This is a genomic window from Pelagibacterium mangrovi, assembly GCF_036662815.1.
Taxonomy (GTDB): Bacteria; Pseudomonadota; Alphaproteobacteria; order Rhizobiales; family Devosiaceae; genus Pelagibacterium; species Pelagibacterium mangrovi.
This window is the reverse complement of the sequence record NZ_JBAFXA010000004.1, coordinates 338,273-360,491: the sequence shown is the minus strand read 5'-3', so window position 1 is coordinate 360,491 and position 22,219 is coordinate 338,273. Positions and strand designations below refer to the sequence as shown.

The 22,219-nt window shown below is 59.7% G+C and carries 24 protein-coding genes and 2 pseudogenes; 6 read left to right on the top strand and 20 right to left on the bottom strand.

Features of this window, described 5'->3' with window-relative positions; genetic code table 11:
- Nucleotides 1–267: 267 nt before the first annotated feature.
- The 7 genes and pseudogenes from V4T21_RS09465 to V4T21_RS19190 all read right to left on the bottom strand — a co-directional run.
- The gene (locus V4T21_RS09465; RefSeq protein ID WP_332715814.1) at nucleotides 268–444 is read right to left on the bottom strand and encodes an integrase core domain-containing protein; all 177 of its coding nucleotides are present in this window, start codon (nucleotides 442–444) and stop codon (nucleotides 268–270) included.
- A complete protein-coding gene (locus tag V4T21_RS09460; protein WP_332715846.1) occupies nucleotides 441–1,079 on the bottom strand; it encodes an IS3 family transposase in 639 nt (212 codons plus the stop codon). The genes V4T21_RS09465 and V4T21_RS09460 overlap by 4 nt, the downstream gene beginning before the upstream one ends.
- Complete coding sequence (locus V4T21_RS09455) at nucleotides 980–1,420, bottom strand: transposase (RefSeq protein ID WP_332715812.1); 441 nt, start codon at nucleotides 1,418–1,420, stop codon at nucleotides 980–982. The genes V4T21_RS09460 and V4T21_RS09455 overlap by 100 nt, the downstream gene beginning before the upstream one ends.
- 74 nt (nucleotides 1,421–1,494) lie before the next feature.
- Nucleotides 1,495–1,854 (bottom strand): annotated as a pseudogene (locus tag V4T21_RS09450) (IS110 family transposase); the annotation flags it as partial.
- A gap of 313 nt (nucleotides 1,855–2,167) precedes the next feature.
- The gene (locus V4T21_RS09445) at nucleotides 2,168–2,467 is read right to left on the bottom strand and encodes a DUF6958 family protein (protein WP_332715810.1); all 300 of its coding nucleotides are present in this window, start codon (nucleotides 2,465–2,467) and stop codon (nucleotides 2,168–2,170) included.
- Nucleotides 2,460–2,855 (bottom strand): hypothetical protein, encoded by a 396-nt coding sequence (locus tag V4T21_RS09440; protein ID WP_332715808.1) that lies wholly within the window; start codon nucleotides 2,853–2,855, stop codon nucleotides 2,460–2,462. The genes V4T21_RS09445 and V4T21_RS09440 overlap by 8 nt, the downstream gene beginning before the upstream one ends.
- Before the next feature lie 45 nt (nucleotides 2,856–2,900).
- Nucleotides 2,901–2,999, bottom strand: a pseudogene (locus V4T21_RS19190) (GFA family protein); the annotation flags it as partial.
- A gap of 92 nt (nucleotides 3,000–3,091) precedes the next feature.
- Here V4T21_RS19190 and V4T21_RS09435 point away from each other — a divergent pair.
- Nucleotides 3,092–3,742 carry a TetR/AcrR family transcriptional regulator gene (locus V4T21_RS09435; protein ID WP_332715807.1) on the top strand — a complete coding sequence of 217 codons (651 nt, stop codon included), beginning with the start codon at nucleotides 3,092–3,094 and terminating at the stop codon, nucleotides 3,740–3,742.
- Between the two features lie 323 nt (nucleotides 3,743–4,065).
- Here V4T21_RS09435 and V4T21_RS09430 read toward each other — a convergent pair whose 3' ends face one another.
- Nucleotides 4,066–8,145, bottom strand: coding sequence for a hypothetical protein (locus V4T21_RS09430; RefSeq protein WP_332715806.1), 4,080 nt, complete (start codon nucleotides 8,143–8,145; stop codon nucleotides 4,066–4,068).
- Between the two features lie 513 nt (nucleotides 8,146–8,658).
- Between V4T21_RS09430 and V4T21_RS09425 the strand changes: the two genes are divergently transcribed.
- Entirely contained in the window at nucleotides 8,659–8,841 is a 183-nt protein-coding gene (locus tag V4T21_RS09425) for a hypothetical protein (RefSeq protein WP_332715805.1), read from the top strand.
- Here the strand turns inward: V4T21_RS09425 and V4T21_RS09420 are convergent.
- The 10 genes from V4T21_RS09420 to V4T21_RS09375 all read right to left on the bottom strand — a co-directional run bounded on the left by V4T21_RS09420 (nucleotide 8,838) and on the right by V4T21_RS09375 (nucleotide 15,255).
- Nucleotides 8,838–9,323: a hypothetical protein gene (locus tag V4T21_RS09420; protein WP_332715804.1), complete on the bottom strand. Its 486-nt coding sequence runs from the start codon at nucleotides 9,321–9,323 to the stop codon at nucleotides 8,838–8,840. The genes V4T21_RS09425 and V4T21_RS09420 overlap by 4 nt on opposite strands.
- 224 nt (nucleotides 9,324–9,547) lie before the next feature.
- A complete protein-coding gene (locus tag V4T21_RS09415) occupies nucleotides 9,548–10,144 on the bottom strand; it encodes a hypothetical protein (protein ID WP_332715802.1) in 597 nt (198 codons plus the stop codon).
- The gene (locus tag V4T21_RS09410; RefSeq protein ID WP_332715801.1) at nucleotides 10,141–10,926 is read right to left on the bottom strand and encodes a metallophosphoesterase; all 786 of its coding nucleotides are present in this window, start codon (nucleotides 10,924–10,926) and stop codon (nucleotides 10,141–10,143) included. Before V4T21_RS09410 ends, V4T21_RS09415 begins: the two co-directional genes overlap by 4 nt.
- A complete protein-coding gene (locus tag V4T21_RS09405) occupies nucleotides 10,923–11,549 on the bottom strand; it encodes a hypothetical protein (protein WP_332715798.1) in 627 nt (208 codons plus the stop codon). Before V4T21_RS09405 ends, V4T21_RS09410 begins: the two co-directional genes overlap by 4 nt.
- A complete protein-coding gene (locus V4T21_RS09400; protein ID WP_332715796.1) occupies nucleotides 11,546–11,788 on the bottom strand; it encodes a hypothetical protein in 243 nt (80 codons plus the stop codon). Before V4T21_RS09400 ends, V4T21_RS09405 begins: the two co-directional genes overlap by 4 nt.
- A 46-nt stretch (nucleotides 11,789–11,834) precedes the next feature.
- Nucleotides 11,835–13,523 (bottom strand): AAA family ATPase, encoded by a 1,689-nt coding sequence (locus V4T21_RS09395; RefSeq protein ID WP_332715794.1) that lies wholly within the window; start codon nucleotides 13,521–13,523, stop codon nucleotides 11,835–11,837.
- A 125-nt stretch (nucleotides 13,524–13,648) separates the two neighbouring features.
- The gene (locus V4T21_RS09390; RefSeq protein ID WP_332715792.1) at nucleotides 13,649–13,990 is read right to left on the bottom strand and encodes a hypothetical protein; all 342 of its coding nucleotides are present in this window, start codon (nucleotides 13,988–13,990) and stop codon (nucleotides 13,649–13,651) included.
- Nucleotides 13,980–14,315 carry a hypothetical protein gene (locus V4T21_RS09385; RefSeq protein WP_332715790.1) on the bottom strand — a complete coding sequence of 112 codons (336 nt, stop codon included), beginning with the start codon at nucleotides 14,313–14,315 and terminating at the stop codon, nucleotides 13,980–13,982. Before V4T21_RS09385 ends, V4T21_RS09390 begins: the two co-directional genes overlap by 11 nt.
- Before the next feature lie 116 nt (nucleotides 14,316–14,431).
- On the bottom strand, nucleotides 14,432–14,881 hold the full coding sequence (locus V4T21_RS09380; RefSeq protein ID WP_332715788.1) for a hypothetical protein: 450 nt from the start codon (nucleotides 14,879–14,881) through the stop codon (nucleotides 14,432–14,434).
- Between the two features lie 179 nt (nucleotides 14,882–15,060).
- A complete protein-coding gene (locus tag V4T21_RS09375; RefSeq protein ID WP_332715786.1) occupies nucleotides 15,061–15,255 on the bottom strand; it encodes a hypothetical protein in 195 nt (64 codons plus the stop codon).
- A 74-nt stretch (nucleotides 15,256–15,329) separates the two neighbouring features.
- Between V4T21_RS09375 and V4T21_RS09370 the strand changes: the two genes are divergently transcribed.
- Complete coding sequence (locus V4T21_RS09370) at nucleotides 15,330–15,932, top strand: hypothetical protein (RefSeq protein ID WP_332715784.1); 603 nt, start codon at nucleotides 15,330–15,332, stop codon at nucleotides 15,930–15,932.
- 32 nt (nucleotides 15,933–15,964) lie between these two features.
- On the top strand, nucleotides 15,965–16,771 hold the full coding sequence (locus V4T21_RS09365; protein ID WP_332715782.1) for a hypothetical protein: 807 nt from the start codon (nucleotides 15,965–15,967) through the stop codon (nucleotides 16,769–16,771).
- Here V4T21_RS09365 and V4T21_RS09360 read toward each other — a convergent pair.
- Nucleotides 16,766–18,220 carry a tyrosine-type recombinase/integrase gene (locus V4T21_RS09360; RefSeq protein WP_332715780.1) on the bottom strand — a complete coding sequence of 485 codons (1,455 nt, stop codon included), beginning with the start codon at nucleotides 18,218–18,220 and terminating at the stop codon, nucleotides 16,766–16,768. The two genes, V4T21_RS09365 and V4T21_RS09360, sit on opposite strands and share 6 nt — an antisense overlap.
- Before the next feature lie 328 nt (nucleotides 18,221–18,548).
- Between V4T21_RS09360 and V4T21_RS09355 the strand changes: the two genes are divergently transcribed.
- Nucleotides 18,549–19,655, top strand: a complete 1,107-nt coding sequence (locus tag V4T21_RS09355; protein WP_332715778.1) for an NADH:flavin oxidoreductase/NADH oxidase — start codon at nucleotides 18,549–18,551, stop codon at nucleotides 19,653–19,655.
- 6 nt (nucleotides 19,656–19,661) lie between these two features.
- On the opposite strand, the gene V4T21_RS09350 is transcribed toward V4T21_RS09355, so the two are convergent.
- Nucleotides 19,662–20,918, bottom strand: coding sequence for an ROK family transcriptional regulator (locus V4T21_RS09350; RefSeq protein ID WP_332715776.1), 1,257 nt, complete (start codon nucleotides 20,916–20,918; stop codon nucleotides 19,662–19,664).
- Nucleotides 20,919–21,123: 205 nt separating this feature from the next.
- Between V4T21_RS09350 and xylF the strand changes: the two genes are divergently transcribed.
- Nucleotides 21,124–22,167, top strand: a complete 1,044-nt coding sequence (xylF, locus tag V4T21_RS09345) for a D-xylose ABC transporter substrate-binding protein (RefSeq protein WP_332715774.1) — start codon at nucleotides 21,124–21,126, stop codon at nucleotides 22,165–22,167.
- The last annotated feature ends 52 nt before the right edge of the window (nucleotides 22,168–22,219 follow it).

Sequence of the window (22,219 nt, the reverse complement as noted above, 5' to 3'; positions counted from 1 at the left end):
GCTCAAGCTCTTCTCAGCACGCCTGTGGATCAGAAGTTATGAGTCTACGCCCTAGTCGCCTGTGGAAAACCCGCTTTTAGCTGAAATTGCAGTGGTTTCGAGGGCTTGTGTCAACGGCGGAGTAAAATCCGGCCAATGGGCGGAGCAAAACCAGGCCAGTTGTGGCGCACGCATGAGATCGCCGGGAGGGCGTATTGTTGATTGTCGCTGAGAAGTGACCCGGGATTGGAGTGAACCCCTGGGACTGGACCAGCGCAGCGTTCCAAACTAAGCCGCCTGTTGGGCGAGTTGGGTTTCAGATTCCTCTGGTGAGCGATAGCCAAGGGCGGAGTGGAGCCTTCGGGTATTGTAGATTTCCTCGATGAACCTTGGCAAGCTGTGGACGACATCGGCAAAGGTTTCGTATTCCGAGAGATAGACCTCCTCGACCTTGAGCGTTTTCATGAAGCTCTCGGCCTGCGCGTTATGGTAAGGATTGCCGATCGCGCGCATCGAGCCCCGCAGCCCGGCGGCTTCAAGCTCATTGCGATACCGCTCGCTTGCGTATTGGCAGCCGCGGTCCGAATGGTGAATGCAACCGGGGGGTGGTTTCTGTTTTCCAATGCAGATTGCAGCGGTGCCAGGGTCAGCGACGTATCGATCTGCCTGGACAAGGCATAGCCGACCACCTTACGGCTGCACGCATCGAGAATGACCGCGAGATAGCAGAAGCCGCGTGCAAGGCGGATATAGGTCAGATCAGCTACCCATGCCATATCAGGCCGCTCCGGGATGATGTTGCGGTATAGGTTCGGGTAGATCGGCGAGGTATGAGCGCTGTCGGTCGTTTTCACAAACCGCTTTCGCGGCTTAATCCCCATCCCGTTCTCCCTCATGATCCTGGCGATCCTTTTGTGATTGATCCTATGACCGCGGCGGTGCAATTCGTGGGTGATGCGACGATAGCCATAGCCAGGCAGATCGTCCTGAATGGCCTCTATCAGCTCGACCACTTCCGTATCTGCGATCCCGCTGGACTTGTTGGGGCGGTAATAGAACGTACTCCGTGGAAGATCGATCTTTTGACATCCCCGCCTGATGGAGCAATGCGCGGGCCGGTGACAATCGATGAGTTCTCGTTGACGGGTCCTGGAGAGGGGCGCGGCGTTTTTTTGGCCATGTCCAGTTCCATGGTCAGTTGCCCGACCTTGCGCTCAAGAGCTGCAATGCGGCCCTCGTATTCCGCAACGACGCTTGCTTCAGCTTCTTCCTGATTGAGTTCGCCACAATCGAACTGGGACAGCCAGAGCTGGATGAGATTGGCGGAAACGCTATAAGTGCGCTGCGCATCGCGGCGCCCCATGGCGCCATTTCGAATGTCCTGGCATAACTGCAGCTTGAACTGCATCGAGTGACGGCGGTAGGGACCTCTTGGTGACATGGACCTTCTCCATTCAAGGCCCACAGAGCGTATCAGCTTTTCTTCCCCGCTGGTCCAGTCCCAGGGGTTCACTCCATGCTGTCGAACCCCTTGACCCGGACCTCTCGATAGAACCCCACCTCGGCCAGATGTGCCAGACCATCGGCATCGTTCGCATCGGTCTTGTTCGCCGCCATGTCGAGCGCGGCCTTGGCATGCCGCGCGTCGATGCAGATCGCCGGCAGGCCCTCTGCCGTCAGCGCATGGTAGAACCATACCGACAATGGTCCCGTCTCGAACACGACCCGCCGGGCATACGGCGCGCGCTTGCGGATCACTGCGGCAATCAGTTGCGGATCGGACGCGCACTTGCCCCGCCAAATCCTATTGCCGTCCTGCCGGATCGATATTGCCGTCTCTTTCATGGATACGTCGAGACCGATATAGTGCTGCATGGCTGTCCTCCGTTCGATGCCTGGGCCCGGTTCTCATCGTGAGCCCGTTCTTCATCCTACCGGGGGACAGCCAGCTGGCCAGACATTCCAACATCGCCGCCATATCAAACGGTGGCCGCCGCTCCCCGCGATTACATCATGTTCGTTCTCCGGCCCCATTGCTGATAAAGAAACGCCTGCTTTTGCTGGTCCAAATGGCAAGGAAAATTGATCACGGTGCTCCGGCATGGGGTGGAATTTGCCATACGTGCATCGGGTGGGGAGTGGCAGCTTTTGGTGGTTCTGCCGCTCGAGGAAACAGTGTTCCCACGTGCTAGCCCGCTTGATGGTAGCGCTTTGGCTTTGCGTCTTCCCGGATGACGACGCCCTTGGCTTCCAGGTCAAGCCGAACAGCTCCCAACCACCATCCCAGCTTGTCTCCACCAGGAAAGAGCATTTCGGGCAGGTGCGGCATGAGGGCCTGCCTGGCTTGTGCTTCGGTCATGCCAGGAGACTGCCGGGGCAGGACGGCCAAGAGAGCATCCCTAACGGCTTCATATTTTTGTCGGTCGACAAACTTCGTTCGGCCGGGCGACATGACATTCTCAATCTCGATTTTCGCGGGATCAGACATTGGAAGCTCTCTGCATGAACGCCACTGTCGGGCTGCGGAATCCCATCAGGGCGAACGATGACGCCAGACGCCATACTGCCCCCAGCGGCATTGGCCTGCCATTCGGCACATCGCCGGGCAGGCGATCTGCATCGGCAAGGTCGTTACAAAACATACGATATTCCACAGCGGGCCGGTCGATTTCAGGCAAATTTATCGCATAAAGGCTCACCCAATGGCCGGGTTCGAAGTCGAGGAACATCGGGGTGTTGCAACAGCCAGCGAAGATGCGCCTGGTGGGGCTGTCGGGCGTAAGTCTATGTTGCTGGAGATGTTCTGCACCAGCATCGCATGCGACCTTGTCCGCGCGATGAATAATGACATGGGTAGCGCCCTTTTCGTCCGTCATGCCGATTCCATCCGGAAAGGCAGCAAAAACGTCAGATGCCGAACGGCAACTGGTGCACATGCATTCGCTGCTCATAATGCTGGAGCCCGAGAGCGTCAGCCGAACTGCCCCGCAGCGACAAGTGATAGACTGTGATTCTTGCATGGCCGGATCCTCTTCGATACAAAATAGAATGATGATTCTAGTTAATTGAGTCAAGGCGAACGGAATCTGGTGCGAACAAGCGAGGATGACCCATGGGTAACGGTGCGCAGACGCGGATCACGAGAAGTCGAACGAAAATCCTTGCGGCAGCCTCAGATGTTTTTCTGCGCGAAGGCTATTTAGCCGCAAGCATGGAGCAGGTAGCCTCTGCCGCAGACGTTTCCATCCAAACCATCTACAGCCACTTCAAAGGAAAAGAAGCGCTCTTTCTCGAGGTCGCCACTGACATGGCGGGGGGAGCCGCCAGTGCTGTGGGCGGCCTTGTTGAAACACTTCCTGAAGACACCCCGGTTGAAGAATGGCTTACCCGGTTTGCCACTCATCAGTTGAAGATTGTCCTGACTCCAACTCTCATGCAGCTAAGACGCATGGTGATTGGAGAGGTGGGGCGGTTCCCCCAACTGGGCAGGACCCTTTATGAAGCCGGACCTGGCCGAGCAATTGCGCGGCTGACGCGCGTCCTGCAGCACTACTCCGAGCGCGGCGAAATTGTTGTCACGGATCCCGAGCGGGCTGCAAAGCAATTCAACTGGCTACTGATGGGAGGTCCAACATCAGAGGTCATGCACCTCGGTGACGGCGCGATCCCCACTGAGTCTGAGATGCAAACCCAGGTGAATGAGGCCGTCGCGGTTTTCCTGGCGGCCTATGGACGCGAGACCACATCACCGGAGTCTGCGTAGATCCGCAACCTGACTCTCCTGACGAATAAATCCAATGACAGCAATGGGTCGACTGCTAAACGGCGGCTTACCAGGCACCACAGCTGGAACCGGACAGGCAGCTTCCGGCTCCGAACTTGCCATACCGCGAACATCTGCCTCCCCGCAGCCCACCCGTAAGCAGACCGCCGCTACGCTATATCGTTCATCTCCCCGGAGCTTCCCATCATGATCTCAACGGCGAAATGGGGGGCTGAAGCGGAAACAGACTTTGGCACTCGCACGACGGTCGCTAGGTCGCTCTGCCGATCGACAAGATTCGACCTCGTGTCTGCTAATGCTGATTAGGCTGCGCCCTGGCTGAACGGCGGAATGATGCGCGTCGACCTACTATTCGATTTCGAATATGTCACAGGCTCCCGCTCGTCGATATCCATCGGGATCATCGAGATCAGGTCTGCATCCGACAATGTCGAAATGGCGGGAGCGACAGGCTCGTCGGGTTCGCCAGCGGCGAGCTTGAGATCGAGCTTGTCGGGCTGGCGGGCCTCGCCAAATCCGACGGGTTGGCGCTTCGACGGCTTGTACGAAATGATCTCTTCGGGAAGCATAGCCCCCCAACGTTCGGTGTCATTCTCGAATTGCGCGACCGGATCGCCATCGATCCATGCTGTTGCGACGAGGGCCTGCCGGTGCGTGGTCTCACCGGGCATGCGGTAGACAATGCGGCCCATCCCATCCATCAGGCGCTTCACCCACGCATCCGAATGCGGGAAACAATCCTTCTTGAACTGCTGCAGAGACCGCCCCTGCAGGATCTCCTGCGCGCCCGGTGCATAGGGGGTCACGGTGTCGCTCAGGATGCCGCCCGACAGCCGGACGAGCTCGAGGAATTTCGCGGGCGCGAGCAGCTGATCGAGCGTGACGATCTCGTCGACGATGACATCCGGCAGACACTTGCCGACCGCGATCAGCACAGGGGTCTCGACATCGATGGGCTCGCCATCGGCATTGTGTGCGATGCCACGATACACGGGGCGCAGGCGGCCAAGGAATTGCCGGATTTCCTCTTCGCGCCACTGTTCTTCCAGACGTTGCGCCCACGACATCGATCCGTCTTTCTTCGTGGGGAATTGCGGAACGAAATGCTGGATGTCTTCACCAGTCCGCATGCGGATCGTACGAGCTGCCGCTTGCCGCAACAGAGCCTTTTCGCCGTCGGTCATGCCATCGCCGCGTTGGTCATAAGGCAGTTCGGGATCGGGGTCGTCATACGTGAGCGCTGCCGCATATCCGTCGACGATGTGGATCGGCTGCTCACTGCGCCCGATCGAAATCGCGGCGGCGTGGTTTTTGGCGAAGTCGAGCCCGCGCAGGGCGCCGAAGTGTCCGAAGTCGACCGACGCGGGCTTCCCCCAGCCCGACTGGATGGCCTCGCGCGCGGACATGGTCGCACCGGCGAGGACACGTCCGTAGCCATAGACCACAGATGTGCTGGTGATGAGATCGCGGATGCGGTTCACGTTGCCGGCGCAGCGGTCAGCAAGGATTGAATCGTCGGGGTCCCGCGGCACGAACTGCGACGTGGAGTAAGTGCTCTCGATCGCTGCGACGACGCGCACGTGCATCGGAGCTTCGATGTTGATGACCGTGGGCGCGCGGCCAAACAGCTTCTCTGTGATCGCCGCATCGCCGGACGCGTCCAGCAACAATGTGGGCGCTGCTGACCAATTGGCATCCTTGCGCCAGCTGATGCGCACGAATGGTCTGGGAAGGGCCTCGGACATTTCCGCGATCTGCACGAGCTGGATGCGCATGTCGCGGTTGCCCGTTGCGGATCCGTCTTCCAATCCATTCAGCCGGTCGCGCACGATGCGCCAGAAACGCTCTTCCGTGATCAAATCCGACATCTGCGGCTGCGCCGCCAGCTCTTTGACGTCGTCCACATTCATCCGCGGATCAACTTTGCGCTCGGACTGCTTCGAGCGCGCGAGCACGGTGATAGCGGCATCGACGAGCTCGGAGCCGCGCTCGAGCTCGCGGAACACGGTCGCGACATCCTTGCCCTCGATAAGCGCATCTTTCGCAATCGAGCAGGCCTCCAGCCGGTCACCGAACAGCGCGGATTTGATGTCCTCGTCGGACGCCTCGGGGAATTTCTTCCGATCGAGTTTTGTCACGTACGGCTCGACGCGAGGCAGCTCGAGCGCGTCGAGGGGCATGCGAGCTTGGTCGATGATCTGGAAGACCACGCTCTCGTCGACGATGACCCTGCGGGGATTCTTCAGCGCCTTCGGCAGCGAATGCATGGTCAAATACGCATGGGAAACGAACACGATGTCCGCGTCGCGGATGTCCTGGAATTGCTTGTAATAGCCGCACTCCCCGCTCTCGCGGAACGGACACAGGATTTCCTTCTGGGGGACCCGCTGACCTTCTTTGCGCATTTTCGCGGCCACGATGGCATCTTCGTCGTCGACTTTCTTGCCGCACAGATTCGATGCCCCGATCCCGCGCTCGCCGAGCATGCGCATTTCATCCTTGCGCAAGCATCCTGCAGCGTCGCGGCCACGAAAACGCGTCGCTTTGATCCCGGTGCCGCCGAGCATACCGATCGCATCATTGACCTCGCCGTCGGTCCAATAGTCTTCCGGTGTCATCATGCCTTCTGTTGTCGCTTTTTTCAGCGCTTCGTCGGCGTTGGCGTGTGTGGGAACGACGGCCAAAATCGGACCTTCGCCGTCCTGCTTGGGATTCTCGCCGATCCAGGGCCCAAGGCTGCGCACGACGCGGCTGGTCTTGCCCGATCCCGTAGGGGCTCTTAGCAGCACGAGCGGCGCATCGTCGGCGTCGAGGAAATCGCGGATCGCGCTGTCGACCTTGTCGGAGATACCGTCGGCGATCGCGTGACGCTGATCGAGGTCCTCGATGATCGCCCGATCGGCTTTGTCCGCCGCAATCTGTTCCGCCGTCTTCTCGACGGGCAATACCTTGGCCCTTGCGGCGTGATCGCTCAGGCCATCCACGATGCAGTAGTCGTCCGGGATCCAATCGAGCGACCCGTCGGCAGGCCGCGGCGCGGGCATCACGCGCTTCGATTGCGGACGACGTCCATCTTCCGTGACATGCCATGGCACACAGATGTCGTGATAGCGGCCCGATTTCGCATACTCAGCAAGCGAAGCACGCCACTTTTCGAGCGGGCTTCTCATCTTGAATCGCGTCGTCTGTTCGATGCCGCCATGCGTCATCAATCCCTCGTTGTCACGCGGCGTCTGGCCCAGCTTCTCAATTGCCTCCGCGATCGCTGCTTCAACAAGAAGTTCTGAATACCGGTCAATCAGCTGCGCATTCGCAGCGCACAGCGCCCAGACAAACTGCGTCAACCACGCCTCGCCACCGTCGGTTACGTCCCCCTTTTCGTTCAGCGAGAAAGGACCACGCTGAAGTCTTGGCACCCAAATCTTTTGCCCCATTCCGAAACGCTGGCGGAGTTCGGAAACGTCTATGGCACCCCCATGGGGGTTGGATGTCGACACGCCGCCGCTCAGCGCGCGGATATCGCACAGCCGATTCAAGAACTGGCGAACCTGTGCCTTGTTGATCACCGGTGCCTCAAGGGGTGACGCGATCGCGGGATGCAGTCGGCCCTCCGACCAGTCGAATGATTTTCCCGTTTTATGATGCAGCCCATACGCCGTCAGCAGACCGCCTTCCGACAAGAATTCGACGGAGTTGATGGGCTTCAGTTCGTCATCGATATCGCGCTTGCCATCGGCGCCGAGCATCTCGACAGACCATTTCGGAATGCTCCAGCGCTCATCATCGCTTCCGGCTTCCTGTCTGTAGATGAGCGCGACCTTCGGCCTTGCGCCGTATCGAATGAACGGCGTGTCGCCGAGGACTTCAAGCGCCAGCGTCTTCACGGCCTCGGCGATTTCGGGATCGCGGCAGTCGATATCGAGCACGCGGATATGCGCGGATGCAGCACAGCATTGGATCGCGAGGTTTGCGCCTGGCGTGCCGTAGCCGATTTGCACTGCTGTCGAGAGCGACATCCGCTTCGCGCGGTAGTCGGTTGGCAAGAATTGCGTGCCACCTGCTCGCGGTTTCGCAGTCGTACTCTTGCCGGGATCGATTATGAAGCTGGGCTTGCGCTCGCCGTCAGATTCTTGAGGAACCACGGACCAACCGTTCACCGTCGCCGGCACAGCAAAACGGCGGACGACACCCATTGCCTGATCGACGAACCCGGTCTCAATCAGAGGCCGCGCATTCACGCAATGCACATGCGCGATGTCGCCGGGCGTCAGCCCACGCTTCACGATTGCGTCTGGATAGACTTCGCGTTCCTCACGCACGAATTTTGCGCGGAGCTGCTCTTTGGTGGCACGTTTTTGGCGCGCGAGATGATCAAATTTCATGGCTCGTCCTGTCTTGCGGCGGGTGCAACGCCGTGACCGTGATGATGCCCCCACGAGATGCACGGGTCAACCGGATTCAAGAATTCGCGCGAAGATTCTTCAATGTTGACATCGAGGCCCGCATTAACGATAGCGGTATATTCCTATTGTTCGAATTTCGAAGCATTTTGTTACTTGTGGATTGATAATAGACTTTCGAAACAAAATTGAATTGAAACTTTGCAAGTCTATCGGAATGTGTGGAGCCCGGGTTCTATCCTGCGTGGATTGCTTGCAACGTTCTTGGAACGTTGAATTTAATTCGAGTGTCGGATGCGTCCTTGCAAACCCAATAATTTCGTTTCACACCGCGAAAAACACCATCGCGATGCGATCATGGACGCTGTACGGCGCAAGATCGCGTCTGGGCGATGTCCGCGACACCGTCCTGCGGCTCGAATCCCGCATGTATCCCGACGAGAAGCCCACGCTGCCACCCCAGCGCCGGCGCACAACCAAGCGGGAGTCGGTCTGATGCGGGGAATCGATGGAAAAGATGCAGCTGCGTTCTATCATTGGCCCAGCGACGAGCAGGTGGCGCAACTGTGGCGCACGCACGGCATGCACGCGGTCCTCAAGCGCTGGGGATTTCTCACTCCGCGGACGCTGCAGAATATGCGGAAACGGCACCTGGACCGGCAGCGTGAAGCGGCCTAGCTTTCACCCTCGAGCTCGGGATCGAAATGCGCGTCGAAAAAATAGTCCATGATCATGAGCTCTAAATCCCGCGAGAAGTCCTCGGTCCTCATGGTCCACGCATCGATCTCTTCGATGGTGTGCTTTCTGTCCCGATCCTTGCCCACGATCTTGTACTCTTCACTGAAAAGATCTTGATCGAAGTGCCCGTGGGCGAGTGTATTGCGAATTATGTTCAGATCTTTGATAAAAGCGTAATCGGTCTCCGGAAAATCCTTTTGTGCCAAAGCTAGCAGTTCAAGATTCCGAGCTTGATGCAGCAGACCGCTTGATTTCAGCTCATTCCAGAAGTCCTCGCGACCGAGCGATTTCAGGGACAGCTTGACCGTCTCACGGACGTAGTTTTCGGCGCGGTTGAAAGCCACCAGAAATCGGCCAAGGCTTTTCTCATAAGCGATTTGGGTACCGGGCCCAGCAAACTTGCGGCCTACAAATTCGGTCAATCGCGGCATTCTGCCCCCACGTATTATGACGAGTTGCCCGCAACTCATTTTAACTCGCAAACCTATCTGGCTCCGAAAAACTTATCAACTTCAAGCACTTACGAAGCCGCAATTTCCACGTTTTCGATCCGCCCCTTTTGGTCACAAAACCACCCTCTGGGAAGCCTCCTGACGGGCCTGATTTCGACCCGCACCTTGCACCCATTTGCTGCGCGCGACCGGGTTCAGTGATCGTCTCCGGGATCGTTGTTTTGGCGATTTCCGTACTTGTCGATGGCGGCTTCGATGGCATCACGATCCTGATAATCGAGCCCCGACATTTCTACGCCGACATCGACGATCTCGCGTTCGAGCCGCTCGATTTCGGCCGACAGTTCCGCTATTCGATTCCGCATAGCTTCCCGCGCGACGTAATAAGCTGTGTCGCGATCAGGATCGAAACCGACGATGTCATCAACCGTTGATTCCTTGATCAGCTGCATCTCTTCATCAGTCAGCTCTTCGACGCCGATTACCCGCCGCGGCAGCCCTTCGAGCACCATGTACTGCCCCAACACGTTCCGCGTGTCCGCTGCCAGGCGCTCATACTCGTCGACCTTGCTCTCAAGGATTTCGCGCACCGGCCGATCATCGCCACCGGTCTGGTCGATGATGACCAGCTCGGGTACGCCGTCGCGCATGATCAATGCGCCCTGCGAGTCGCATTCCCAGCCGACATTCGCGATGTCGAAAGCGGTGATGATCTCGATTTTTTGGCCGGGATATCGATCTTCGAGTTCTGCGAGCGCGCGATCGCGTTCGGCTTCATTTGCCCATGTCATGACGCCACCTCAATTACGAATCGGGGATCAAATCCTGACCGTTCCCGGCCATACCCGCGCGGGTTGCAAACCACGCGCGTGCCGCCGATCCTATAATCCCGCCGCCAGTGGAGATGGCCGTGGATCCACAAATCCGGCCGATATCGCTCGATCATGTCGCCCAGGTCGCTCGCAAACGACCCGTCAGACGGATCCGGGAAAGCGGGGTCGTCGAGGCTGTTTCTGTGCGGCGCGTGATGGGTGATGACCACAGTTGGGCCGTCGAAATCTTTCGCCAGGCGCCGGCCGAGCGTAGCGCGGTGATCCCTATGCCATGCGAGCGTATCGGCTGGCCGGAGCCGCCGCAGCCCGATATCGATAGACCGGTAATCGGGCATCGAATTGCGCGCCCAAACCTGCGCCGTTGCGATGTCGATTGGGTCAGCGGACACGGCAGCGAAATCAGTCCACAGCGTTGCGCCGACGATGCGAACGCCGCCCATCTCGACTACCTCGCCACGCGCCAGAACGGTGACGCCCATCATGGCGCAATCGGCGATTGCGGCGTCGAGATCGGCTTGCGGATTGATACTGCCGTAAAAGTCGTGATTTCCCGGGACCCAGACAATGGACGGCGGATGGTTCCGCATGAGCTGCCATTTCACCCATTCTACAGCTTCGATGAAGCCGTCGCAGATATCACCCGCGATTACCAAGACATCGGCATCCGGAGGCGGAAACGGCAGATCGAAATCACGGTCTTTTCCGTCGACGTGCAAGTCGCTCATGATCCATAACTTCATTCGAAACCTCCCTCGCTCGCGTGGGCGTCGCAGACCGTCCGCAGCCAGCCGCCGCGCTTCCGCAGCCGCCCGGGCGCGCCGCAGTCTTCGCACAGATATTCCGACAGCCACTCGGCAACGCTGACGATCTCCTCCGACCGCTCGTCGCCGCAGTCGCTGTAGAACCGCAGCCCGCCGAACTTCTCCTTGATCTGACTGGTCGACCAGTGGCCGTCATAGCGCTCCTGGAGCCAACCGCTCATGCCGATCAGCAGGTCAGCCCACCCGCTCGCGCATTCCGGCACATTGTCGATGAATTCATACTCATCCCTGATCGCTCGCCACCAGTCCCGCGGCATCGGGAGAGGTCGCAGCCGGCCATGATCCCAATGCCGAGATCTACTGTTGATGACGCGGCGCACCAGCTCGACGACATCCTCACGCCTGGGCATCCAGGCACCCGTCGGATGCACGGCACGGCCAGTTGGGGCGCCCGTGATAAAGAGGTCGATCAACCCCTCGGATTCGTTCCACTTCCCAGGCAGCACGATGACGTCCGCGCATGCGGGATCGCCCTCGAATGCCGCCGCGAGGATGGTGCGGGCTTCGTCGGTCAAGTGGATTACGCTCATGTCCGTATTCATGCCGCACCTCCCGTCAGCAGCCGCTTGGTCTGCCAGCGGCGAAGGTTTTGGCGGTACCGCCATGCTGCGGCGCTGTTGCCCGCAAAAAGGTCGACCAGTCCGAGCATCCTGGGGTCGAGATCGGACAGGGCAATGGTCGCGCAGAGCTGTACAAGCAGCCCTCGGCCATGGACGGATTGGTAAAAGAGGCTGTCGCGAAGGGCCTCTCGGACCTCGCAGAATGGATAATGATTGCGCACGGTGATCTCCTTTCTTGGTCTGTGCGTTGCGCGGGATGCGCAGGGGTCAGGCTTGACCCATGAAGGCGTCACTGGCCGCAAGCGTGCCCTCGATCGCCCTTCGGAGTTTGCGAAGGCTTCCGCCAGGCCAAGCCTCACGGATGACATCGAGTTCATCGTCGGCAAGCGGTGGATACCAACGCCGATCGACGCCGCGGTCTTTTGCGATGTCATCAATGATCCGGCGTGACAGCGGGCCGATATGCTGCCAGCTTGGCTCCGGCATCTTGATGATGCGCATGCGATCGCGCAGGGGATCTGGGATGCCTTCAACCGTGTTTGCCGTGGCAAAGTGGGAAATCCAGCTCAGATCCACGCTGACTTCCAGCGCCGGGTCACGGATCGCCTGCGCCTGGCTGCGCTCAAGCATTGGTAAAAGTGCGTCGAAGGCGGACCCATTGTGCCGGCTATCGCTGGCCTTCTCGATTTCGTCCCAAATCACAAGCCCGTTGGCGAACCCCGATCGCTGCACGAGCTGGAGGGGGACGCTCGGCCGCGATGTCGACCATTGTGCAGACGTTCCCATCGCGCTGCCATCGGCCATCCCGCCCATTGAGAAGACCTCGCACGGCAAAGAGAGTTGGGCCGCGATGGCGCGCAAAAGCGCGGTCTTGCCGCTACCGGGTTTCCCGACGAGGCACATGGGGCGAAACCGCACGCGCTCATCAGACGCGAGATCGAAAAGGATTGAATCGATGACATCCCGCGCGTGCGGCCAGCGCGCAGCAAGAACATCGAAATGCAGGTCGAGGGGTCCACGGTCGACAAGGGGCAACGCCTTGCCAGCGATGCTCTCGAAGACCTTCCTCGAATCCTTTTGCCCGCCGACGGCCTTGGGCAACTCGGGCACGACGACGACGCCGGGCCGATCGAAATCGAGATCGGGTTCGATCTCGGCACGGTCTTCCTCAAGCTCTTGAAGCTTCTCGAAAAGGCTCTTCTGGTCGTCATCCTGGATTTCGTTAAGGGCTTCAGGATGCGACTTCAGCCAGACGTCAGCCTGCGTGAACGCATCAACATCGCGTCCGAAATCGAGGAGTCGTCGCACGCCATCACGTTGTGCACGATCGATCCGCCGCTCGAATGTACGCGGCGCATGCAGCATTCCCAGTACTGTGGCTTGGCGCAAAGTGGCGCCGAAACGGCTATCCAGGAGCGTGGACTGGCGATCGTGAAAGAGCCGCTTTGCAGCCGATTCAGCCGCGTCATCGTCATAGCAATCGCGCTCGGGATCGGCGCATGCGATGTACAGATCGCAGCGCGCGACATCGCTGAATCGCCCGCGGCTGTCGAAAATTTCGCGCGCGAGTTCGAGAACCGGTGCCGAGCCGTCGGAGACCGCTTGCTCGATGATCTCGCGCTCGGCTTCGCCAAGGATGCGGCCATGCAGGATGGATGTGAAGAACCTGATCCGGTCCGTGACCATCGATCCACTGCACCAGACTGCGTGGATCAGGATTTCTTCCAGCGCCGGCAAGTCGCCCGCAAGGATTTCGGCGCGCCGCTTCTTGAGCGCGCGCATGGATTCGACATCAATTTCTTCGAGCGCGGCAAGCTGCCGACTCGTGTCAGTGGTTTCCTTTGGCAATGTGATGAGGTTTTCGAAGCCGTGTGGGCGTCCGCGACATTGCGGTGTCGCCCCACGGTGCGCCGCCAGCAGCAAGGCTCTGACGTCCCAGGACGGCGCATAAAACATGAAGTTGGGGCGCCGTCCAGACTCTGGGTTTCGAAATGATTAACGCGCGGTCGACAGGATCGGTCGCATTCGATCGTTATAGCCAGGTTGCGAGGTGGCTATAACGGTGGCTTATGCGGCTTCGTCTACTCTTGCGGCTTCATCTCCAATTCTTCGATTTCGCGCATCTGCTCACCCGGTCCTTCCTCAGGCTCAGTGCACTCCGCTCCCAGCTCCATCCGCACGCGCGCTTCGATGAGGATGAGCTCACGATATCGTCGGATCAGATCTCGACGCTGCAGCTTGCACACGCGCACGAGTGAATTGAGTGTTTGATCCGTGACTGTCCGTTCGCCGCGCGCGAGAAACGCCATCAGCGTGCTGCTGATGCCGAGATCCTTCGCGATCTTAGACTTCCATGTCGTCGGATAGAGGAGCTGTCCAACCTGTTCGATGAGGCACCAACGGCGATTGTTCTCAGCTGTCATCGGAAATCGTTTTGATCTCCGACTTGAACAACTTCAACGCCAGATCGAGGTCCGAGAAGTACTTCGGCTCCGTGTTATAGTCGAGCTGGTATTGGAACTCGATCTGCTGCGGTGATTGTGTCGGGCTCGTGCGAAAGTAGAATCCGGGACGCGCCGCGCCGACATCTTTCGAAAACGTAACCACCGGCCCGGAATCGAACAATGAAATACGGGTATTCCATGTCTCGTCAAAGAACGACAATGCCGAGGCGTCAGGCAAGAACGTGAATAGCTTCGTTTTGCGGTTCGAAATATCGATCGAGAATTCTTCGGGTTCAGGCGGCATTTCGGTATCTCCTTTAGACTCAGCGGGATTGATTTCCCTTTTCGAAACCGCCATTTGGAGCGGCTTGGAAAAGGGCGGAGGGGTAATGGAGCCCTCCGCCGTTGGCGCGTTTCAGGTTATGCAGCCACTGATTGTTCTTCAGGGAAACGCTTGAGATCGGCGACGGCGCGGCGCGAGATTTCTTCGATCTGCTGCACGGTGGCGCGGTACTCAATCTTTTCGTCTGCAGCAGGATAGACTCCGGTAATCCCGGCTTCGACCAGAACCCACCCACGGGCAGTACGGCGAAGGGTGACTTGGCTCCCGTTTGCAGTGTACCCGTACGATTTGGCCGCAGGTCCGGCGTGGGTAGCGGTCATTTCGAAACCGACACGCAAAGCCTGCGGCAAGCCAGCGCGATCGAGGCGAGCTTCAGCCTTCCTAGCGAGCCCAATGACGTCCCAAGAGTCGTATGTGAAGGAGCGGCTGTTTCCGTTGGCAAAGCCCATCGCGATGCTAAGATCTTCGTTCTCCTCGATGCTTTTCTTCGCGATGTCGGCTTTGGCGATGACAAGTGTCTTTTTCATCTGCTGTTCCTTGAGCGCTTGAGCGATCGACCATCTTTCGCTCTGTTGCAAAAATTCTTACACCCTCTGGGTGCGAACTGCAACCCGTTGTTGCAAAAAAATTTACAAAAAATGCAGGGGGGACCGTTATGTGCAATTAATATTGAGGTCGCCGCGCTTATGTGGAGACTATATTGAAATCAGCCCGACTGCGGTGCCTTATGCGCACGGACCTGACGCCGGCCATCATTCTCCACGACGACAAGCCGTCCCTCCGCATCCAGGCCACACGCTCCAGGCTGTCGGCCAATGCGGCGCATTTCGTCGACCTCGGCCGGACCGGGGTGGCGCAGGGAGAGCATGAATTCGGCGGGGGTTTGGTCGGTGTCAGTCATGGGGGAAGGATAGCCCACGCTTCCCCTTTGTGTCACGAATATTGATTGCACGTTGCAGGTGGAAGGAAAGCGTGATGACCGATCGAGATCGAAAGATGCGTGTTGAGCTCACGAAAGAACAGGCTGTCTACATCCACAACGACCTCGGCAACACTGCATTCTATTTCAAAAAACGGATCGTCGAGCGTCTCGAGAAGGGCGATCACGATGGGATCTTCCTCGAGATGACGGCAGGGCTGACTATGACTGCGTTCGCAATGGAAGCGAGCGTCAATTTCGTCGGCGACCGCATCTTTGGTGAAGCCTGGGATGAGTGGGAGCCGTCTCTGAAAAAGGTGAAGCAAGTATTGAGTGAGCTGGGGGTCGACTATGGCGAATTCGAGAAGCGCCCGTTCTCGTCAATTATAGAACTCAAGAAACTTCGTGACACGCTTGCTCATGGCAAGCCTGAACGCATCACATCGAAGGAGATCGTCATCGGCACATATGACGAACTCTATGCTCGCCAACGCATCGCCGGCGGATGGGAGGCCATGGTGACAGTAGAAAACGTGGTCGATTGGTACGATGATATGAACGACATCTGGAAAATGATGATCGATGCAGCCGGTATCGAGGTGATCGACACGATGTCGACGGGCAGCCACGGCATGCACTTTATCGAGTATGTCGACTGAGGATTTATGCCGTCGAATATGCAGGGGGACCAATGGATATCAACGATCGGCGAAACCAAATCATACGCGAAATGTTTGTTAGAACAGCGGATCAGAATTATTTCGCGGCCCGTATCTGTTACCACCTCAAGATGCCCATCGACTTCTGGTGGATGACGGCTCAGACCGCAGAGAAACTTCTCAAAGCGATAGCGTTGACACATGGAGATCGCGTCAATGACTTGTCGCACGACGGCACCTGGGACCGTGCCTGCAAAAGCAGCGGCCTGGCAAATTTCGACCTCGAGCAGCCCTTGCTGAACGGAGAGCGGCGTACGGCGCAAGAATTCGTTCTCATCGCGGAAGACCGAGGCTCCGCGAGTGCTCGTTACAACGACAGGGGCTACAATCTCCAGGAGGCCGACTTACAGCATCTCGATCAAATGGTTCATCGGATTCGTGGCTTCTGTCGCACCCCTATCGACTATGGCTTCTATCGGCCAAAAGGGGCCGATGAGCCATGGTTTGTAGCTTCAGACTTACCACTTGAGGAGCTGATTATTGGCCGCCAAGGCATTTCGGTAGGCACCATCTTCACTGGTTCGCCGCTACCAAAGATTGATGATAGCTGGCAGGACGAGCTGCGGCGACACCTCTATCGCGGAAACAGCTTCTTCGGAGACGGGCAGCAGGGTTCCAGCCGCAATATGATGGCAAGACCGCCGTTGACGGAACTTCAGGCCGCCTTGGCCATGTCTCCTCAACCTCAATGGGCCATTGAGCTCGGGAATTGGCTTCTGGACAGCGTTAAGCTCGATAAGGACCTCAAGGATGAAATTCGGTCCAAGCTATCGTTATGACCTCGGTTTCCCGACGGTGTCCCGATTCGAGGACTTCCTGGCCTCACGCTTCTTCCTGATCTCAGCTTTAAGTTTGCTGAGATCCTGTAGCCACGGATCCGACCTCCTCGCCTCATCGACGGCTTTCTGGAGCTCGCGTGTCCATATCTCCATCACCGGCAACTTCGCCCGCAGCGCGTGGTGAAGCGCATAATGCCGGCCGGTGACATCTGACTGCCGCCCACCCTCCGCGTGATCGAGGATCAATTTCGTCTCCGCGCGCGTCACCCCAAAATCCCTCTCGAGAATCGTCCCGAAGGCCCGGCGCACAGCGTGCGGCGACACATTCATTCCAGGCAGCGAGGACAGCGTGTGGGACAGCGTGAACTCGCTGATATGGCCCAGCTCGTCCCCCCGACGCTTGGCGCGGCGCTGCGGGAATGCGTACTCGCTCTCTTCATTATACGCCCCGGCGCGAAGCCAAGCTTTCCAGGCCGGTTCGAGCAGCGGCACGACGTGCACATCGTCACCACGCCGGCGCTTGCGACCGGACTTCATATGCGCGGACGGGATGACCCAGGCCCGCGTCTCGCCGTCGATGGTAGTGAATTCGTCGACCTGAGCGATGGCGGTGGTATATCTGCGCTGTGCCGTCCAAATGAGCATCTCGACAGCACAGGATGCGACGGGATCAAGCACGCCAACCTGGCAGATCGCGATCGCGCGGCCCAGGTCTTGCAGCGATGGCACGCTTTCCTCGGCCGGCTGCTCGTCGAGTGTGCGATCGGGTGCGACGAGGTCCTCCATCGCGCCACGCTGCACACCGGACCGCTTTCGCTGCGCAGGACTATAGAGCCAGGACCACATGGACGACACGACCCGGCACAGATGCTCTGCCGTGCTCTCGCGACCGCTGCGATGAATCCCAGAAACGATAGCAGCAATGTCCTCCACACTGATCTCGCGAACGAGCCGATCGTCGAGCAACTGCAGCTCCGCACGCGAGAGATGCCATCGGTAATCTTCGTATGTTTTCGGCCTCCGGGTCGCCTTCTTGTCGTCGAGAAACGCGTCGCGCGCATCCTGCCACGTCCACGGGGCGTCCTCACCACGACGCACGCGGACAGGGGCGTCGACGATCTCGGGCTCGACGTCGACGCGCCCAGTCTCCCGGAGCCACCAATCAAGCCAGTCGGATGTCGGAAGCGTGGGACCGGCAGCAAGTCGGGCAGCGCATCCAGCCGCGATCTCGCGTGCTTCGGCCACGCCCCAGCGGTCGACGGGACCAAGGGGCAGGCGGACACTCTTTCCGCGATGCTTGTACCGGTACTGCCAGCCAGCGCCTTGTGGCCCGACACGGAGAACGAGCCCGCGGGCACGAGTGTCGGTAACTTCATAGCGATCGGCGCCCGGCTTCGCATCAGCCTTCGCCTTTGTGAGGGTCTTTTGTGTGATGTCGATACGGGGCACTGCTGGGACGCCTGGGACGCGGTTGGGACGCCGGCAGAATAATCAACGAAAATGCCCTGGTGCAAGGATATCTGGATAAATCCTTGATATACCAACAAAGTAAACTCGAGTTCACTTGGTTTGGGCGGCGTCCCAGTCACCTGATTTTAACTAACCACCTGATTTGTAATCAGAGGGTCGCGGGTTCAAGTCCTGCTGCCGGCACCATTTCCCCCCGTGAATATCCTGGCCTTTGCGTTCACCAATATGTGTGAACGGTCAACTTCGCGTGGCGTGTTACCGGCGATAAGGGTCTAGGCTCTCGTCGAACAAACATAGGGGCTGATTCATGGCCGGGCCAAAACTCTTCGAACCGATCTCCGTAGGCGGCAGCCAGCTCGCCAACCGCATCGTCATTGCGCCCATGTGCATGTATTCGGCGCAGGACGGCCAGATGACCGATTGGCATCTGATGCATCTGGGGCAGCTCGCCATGTCCGGCGCGGCCTTGCTCACGATCGAGGCGACGGCGGTTACTCCCGAAGGGCGGATCAGCTATGCCGACGTGGGGCTTTACGACGATGCCACAGAGGCCGCGATGAAAAGGGTCATCGATGGCATTCGCCGCTGGTCGGATATGCCGATTGCCATTCAGCTCGCCCATGCCGGCCGCAAGGCCAGCACCGACAAGCCCTGGAAGGGTGGCGCGCAGCTTCCGCCCGCCGATCCGAACGGATGGCAGACCGAATCCGCGTCTGCGCTGCCTTTCCTGCCGTCCGAAAACGCTCCCGCCGCCATGAGCGGGGCGGACCTCATGCGTATCCGCGAGGCTTTTGCCGAAGCTGCGCGCCGTGCCGACCGTATCGGGTTGGACGCCATCCAGATCCACGCGGCGCATGGCTATCTGCTGCATCAATTTCTCTCCCCGCTCTCCAACAAGAGAGATGACCAATATGGCGGGTCGCTGGAAAACCGTCTCCGGTTTCCGCTTGAGGTGTTCGACGCCGTACGAGCTGCGTTTCCGGCGCAAAAGCCGGTCACGGTCCGCGTTTCGGGCACTGATTGGGTCGAGGGCGGCTGGGATGTCGATCAGACGATCGCGCTGGCCAAGGCGCTCGAGGAGCGCGGTTGTGACGGTATTCACGTTTCGAGCGGTGGGCTCGATGCGGGGCAGAAAATTCCCGTCGGTCCCAACTATCAGGTTCCGCTCGCCCGCAGGGTAAAGGAAGCAGTCTCAATGCCGGTGGTCGCGGTGGGGCTGATCACATCGGCCGAGCAGGCCGAAGCAATCGTCGCGACCGGGGAAGCCGATATGGTCGCGGTGGCGCGTGCCGTGCTCTACGATCCCCATTGGCCTTGGCATGTCGCCGCCGCACTGGGGGGGCAGGTCAAGGCGCCGCCGCAATATTGGCGCTCGGCGCCGCGCCAATATCCCAATCTCTTCATCAAGGATTAGGCTGGACTACTCAGCCGACCGCCGCAGGGGCGGGGCCGAGGCCCGGCTTGCGAACGTGCTGTCGATCTCCGTGAGCGTCTTCATCGTAAGGCCACGGTAGATCGGCTCGCCGGCGTCGGCGACGAGTGTGACGGGCGGCAGGCCACGGATCTTGCCGACCAGCGAGGCGGTTGCGCCCTCGGCGATACCGGCTTCGATCAGGTCATAGGCGGCGGTGGCGGGGCCGAGCAGGATGATCCTGTCGATCTCGACGATCGAGATCAGGCGGTTGATGCCGTAGCCGATCGCCAATCCGGCGTTGGCAAAGGCGCGGCGCGCATTGCGCTCGCCCTGTCGCGCCCTGGCCATGAGTTGCTGGAAATCGGCCAGCGGAACCGAATTCGCCGGAGTGGCGTGCTCGGGCACCGAATAGGCGGCGCGCAGGATGGCGTAGTCGGCGGCATAGGCCTCGATGCAGCCCCGCGCGCCACAGCGGCACAGCGCGCCGTCCGGCACATGCACCATATGGCCGAATTCGGTGCCGAGATCGGTTTCGGGCCGGCCGGCGGGGAAGGTCAGCCCCATGCCTATGGTGGAGCCCATATGGATGGTGGCGACCGTGGCGGAATTGAGTTCGGGATCGAGCCAGCGCATTCCGTCCGCCATGAGCCGACCGCGCTTGAACAGTTGCGCGCCGATCCCCAGGCGGCGCTGGATGGCCCCGGCGATATCGTGCCCGGCGAGATGGGCGATGGGGGACCATTTCAGCCCGCTGTCGGCGGAATCGAGAATTCCCTGGACTGAGATGGAAATGCCGTGAATGGCGTTGGCGGCTTCGACGTTGCGGGCAAGCATGGTGCCGATCCGCTCGACGAAATAGGCGGCCGGCGACATCTGGGCAAACAATGTCGGTTCGACCGCCGATTCGACCCGGTCGACCAGGATGCCGGAATAGTCGATCAACGACATTCGGCAGCGGTTGACGTCGATCTCGATGAGCAAAACGAAACCCGCATCGCGATTGTGGGCGAGCCGGATCGCCGGGCGGCCCCTGGATTTGGTGCCGGCGGTCGCTTCGGCCAGCTCGACCAGAATGGAATCGCCGACCAGATCCGCCGCGATGGCGGTGAGCGTGGCGTTGGAAAGACCGGTCGCGGCGGCGACCTGCGAACGCGACAAAGGGCCGTGCCGCCGCAATGCGTCGAGCACGAGCCGCCGGTTCTGACGCCGGATCATTTCTGTGTCCGCAACGCCTTGCGCCACGGCGGCCTCCCACATGTTCATCAGCGACCGCTTCTAGGGATTACCATCCCGCGTTGCACGCATTTTTGCTGCGGTGCGAATGGACGTTGACACAGCAATCGCTGCGTGCCAATTATTTTTTCGGGTACTGAAAAATATCCATTGCGGAGAGCCGCCGAGGCGCTCTGCGGGAGGCATAACCCATTAATGTGGTTGGGCGGGCTCGGATGCCCGCAGGAGGAAAATCATGAAAAATCTTGCAGCGGCCCTTTTGGGCACGACTGTTCTTTTCGGTATGGCAGGGGGCGCGTTCGCGCAGGACGGTCTCACCGTCGGCGTTTCGTGGTCCAACTTCCAGGAAGAACGCTGGAAGACCGACGAAGCTGCCATCCAGGCCAAGCTCGAAGAGCTCGGCGCCACCTATATTTCGGCCGACGCGCAATCCTCGCCGTCCAAGCAGCTCACCGATATCGAAAGCCTCATCGCCCAGGGCGCCAATGCTCTTATCGTTCTGGCGCAGGATAACGACGCCATCCAGCCCGCCATCGCCGCGGCCGTCGCCGAAGGCATTCCGGTGGTTGGCTATGACCGGCTGATCGAAAATCCCGATGCGTTCTACCTCACCTTCGACAACACCGAAGTGGGCCGCATCCAGGCGCGCGAAGTGCAGGCGGTCGCGCCGACCGGCAATTACGTCTTCATCAAGGGTTCGAGCACCGATCCCAACGCCGACTTCCTGTTCGCCGGCGCCATGGAAGTTCTCCAGCCCGCGATCGATGCCGGCGATATCGTCAATGTCGGCGAGGCCTATACCGATGGCTGGCTGCCCGAGAACGCCCAGGCCAACATGGAGCAGTTCCTGACCGCCAACAACAACGAGGTCGATGCCGTTGTCGCCGCCAATGACGGCACCGCCGGCGGGGCCATCGCCGCGCTCGCCGCACAGGGCCTCGATGGCGCCGTGCCCGTCTCGGGCCAGGATGCCGACCACGCGGCGCTCAACCGCATCGCGCTGGGCACGCAGACCGTTTCGGTGTGGAAGGACAGCCGTGAGCTGGGTGCCGCCGCTGCCGAAATCGCTGTCGAACTCGCCGGAGGCGCTGCGCTTGCCGATATCGAGGGTTCGGTGATGTTCAATGGCGGGCCGAACGGGGTCGAAATGACCTCGATGTTCCTGGCGCCCGTCGCCATCACCCAGGACAATCTCGACGTCGTCATCGACGCCGGCTGGGTCAGCCAGGACGTGGTCTGCCAGGGCGTGGCCGCCGGCACCGTCGCAGCCTGCGACTGATCCGAATGCGAACCGGCCGCGGCGGCTCCAGCGCCGCGGCCGATCAACCCGT

Bases quoted from the DNA above. Each gene is read 5' to 3' on its own strand.
- V4T21_RS09465 (WP_332715814.1), bottom strand. From the start codon at position 444: ATGAAAACGCTCAAGGTCGAGGAGGTCTATCTCTCGGAATACGAAACC.
- V4T21_RS09455 (WP_332715812.1), bottom strand. From the start codon at position 1,420: ATGTCACCAAGAGGTCCCTACCGCCGTCACTCGATGCAGTTCAAGCTG.
- V4T21_RS09445 (WP_332715810.1), bottom strand. From the start codon at position 2,467: ATGTCTGATCCCGCGAAAATCGAGATTGAGAATGTCATGTCGCCCGGC.
- V4T21_RS09440 (WP_332715808.1), bottom strand. From the start codon at position 2,855: ATGACGGACGAAAAGGGCGCTACCCATGTCATTATTCATCGCGCGGAC.
- V4T21_RS09435 (WP_332715807.1), top strand. From the start codon at position 3,092: ATGGGTAACGGTGCGCAGACGCGGATCACGAGAAGTCGAACGAAAATC.
- V4T21_RS09430 (WP_332715806.1), bottom strand. From the start codon at position 8,145: ATGAAATTTGATCATCTCGCGCGCCAAAAACGTGCCACCAAAGAGCAG.
- V4T21_RS09425 (WP_332715805.1), top strand. From the start codon at position 8,659: ATGCGGGGAATCGATGGAAAAGATGCAGCTGCGTTCTATCATTGGCCC.
- V4T21_RS09415 (WP_332715802.1), bottom strand. From the start codon at position 10,144: ATGACATGGGCAAATGAAGCCGAACGCGATCGCGCGCTCGCAGAACTC.
- V4T21_RS09410 (WP_332715801.1), bottom strand. From the start codon at position 10,926: ATGAAGTTATGGATCATGAGCGACTTGCACGTCGACGGAAAAGACCGT.
- V4T21_RS09405 (WP_332715798.1), bottom strand. From the start codon at position 11,549: ATGAATACGGACATGAGCGTAATCCACTTGACCGACGAAGCCCGCACC.
- V4T21_RS09395 (WP_332715794.1), bottom strand. From the start codon at position 13,523: ATGTTTTATGCGCCGTCCTGGGACGTCAGAGCCTTGCTGCTGGCGGCG.
- V4T21_RS09390 (WP_332715792.1), bottom strand. From the start codon at position 13,990: ATGACAGCTGAGAACAATCGCCGTTGGTGCCTCATCGAACAGGTTGGA.
- V4T21_RS09385 (WP_332715790.1), bottom strand. From the start codon at position 14,315: ATGCCGCCTGAACCCGAAGAATTCTCGATCGATATTTCGAACCGCAAA.
- V4T21_RS09380 (WP_332715788.1), bottom strand. From the start codon at position 14,881: ATGAAAAAGACACTTGTCATCGCCAAAGCCGACATCGCGAAGAAAAGC.
- V4T21_RS09375 (WP_332715786.1), bottom strand. From the start codon at position 15,255: ATGACTGACACCGACCAAACCCCCGCCGAATTCATGCTCTCCCTGCGC.
- V4T21_RS09370 (WP_332715784.1), top strand. From the start codon at position 15,330: ATGACCGATCGAGATCGAAAGATGCGTGTTGAGCTCACGAAAGAACAG.
- V4T21_RS09365 (WP_332715782.1), top strand. From the start codon at position 15,965: ATGGATATCAACGATCGGCGAAACCAAATCATACGCGAAATGTTTGTT.
- V4T21_RS09355 (WP_332715778.1), top strand. From the start codon at position 18,549: ATGGCCGGGCCAAAACTCTTCGAACCGATCTCCGTAGGCGGCAGCCAG.
- V4T21_RS09350 (WP_332715776.1), bottom strand. From the start codon at position 20,918: ATGAACATGTGGGAGGCCGCCGTGGCGCAAGGCGTTGCGGACACAGAA.
- xylF (WP_332715774.1), top strand. From the start codon at position 21,124: ATGAAAAATCTTGCAGCGGCCCTTTTGGGCACGACTGTTCTTTTCGGT.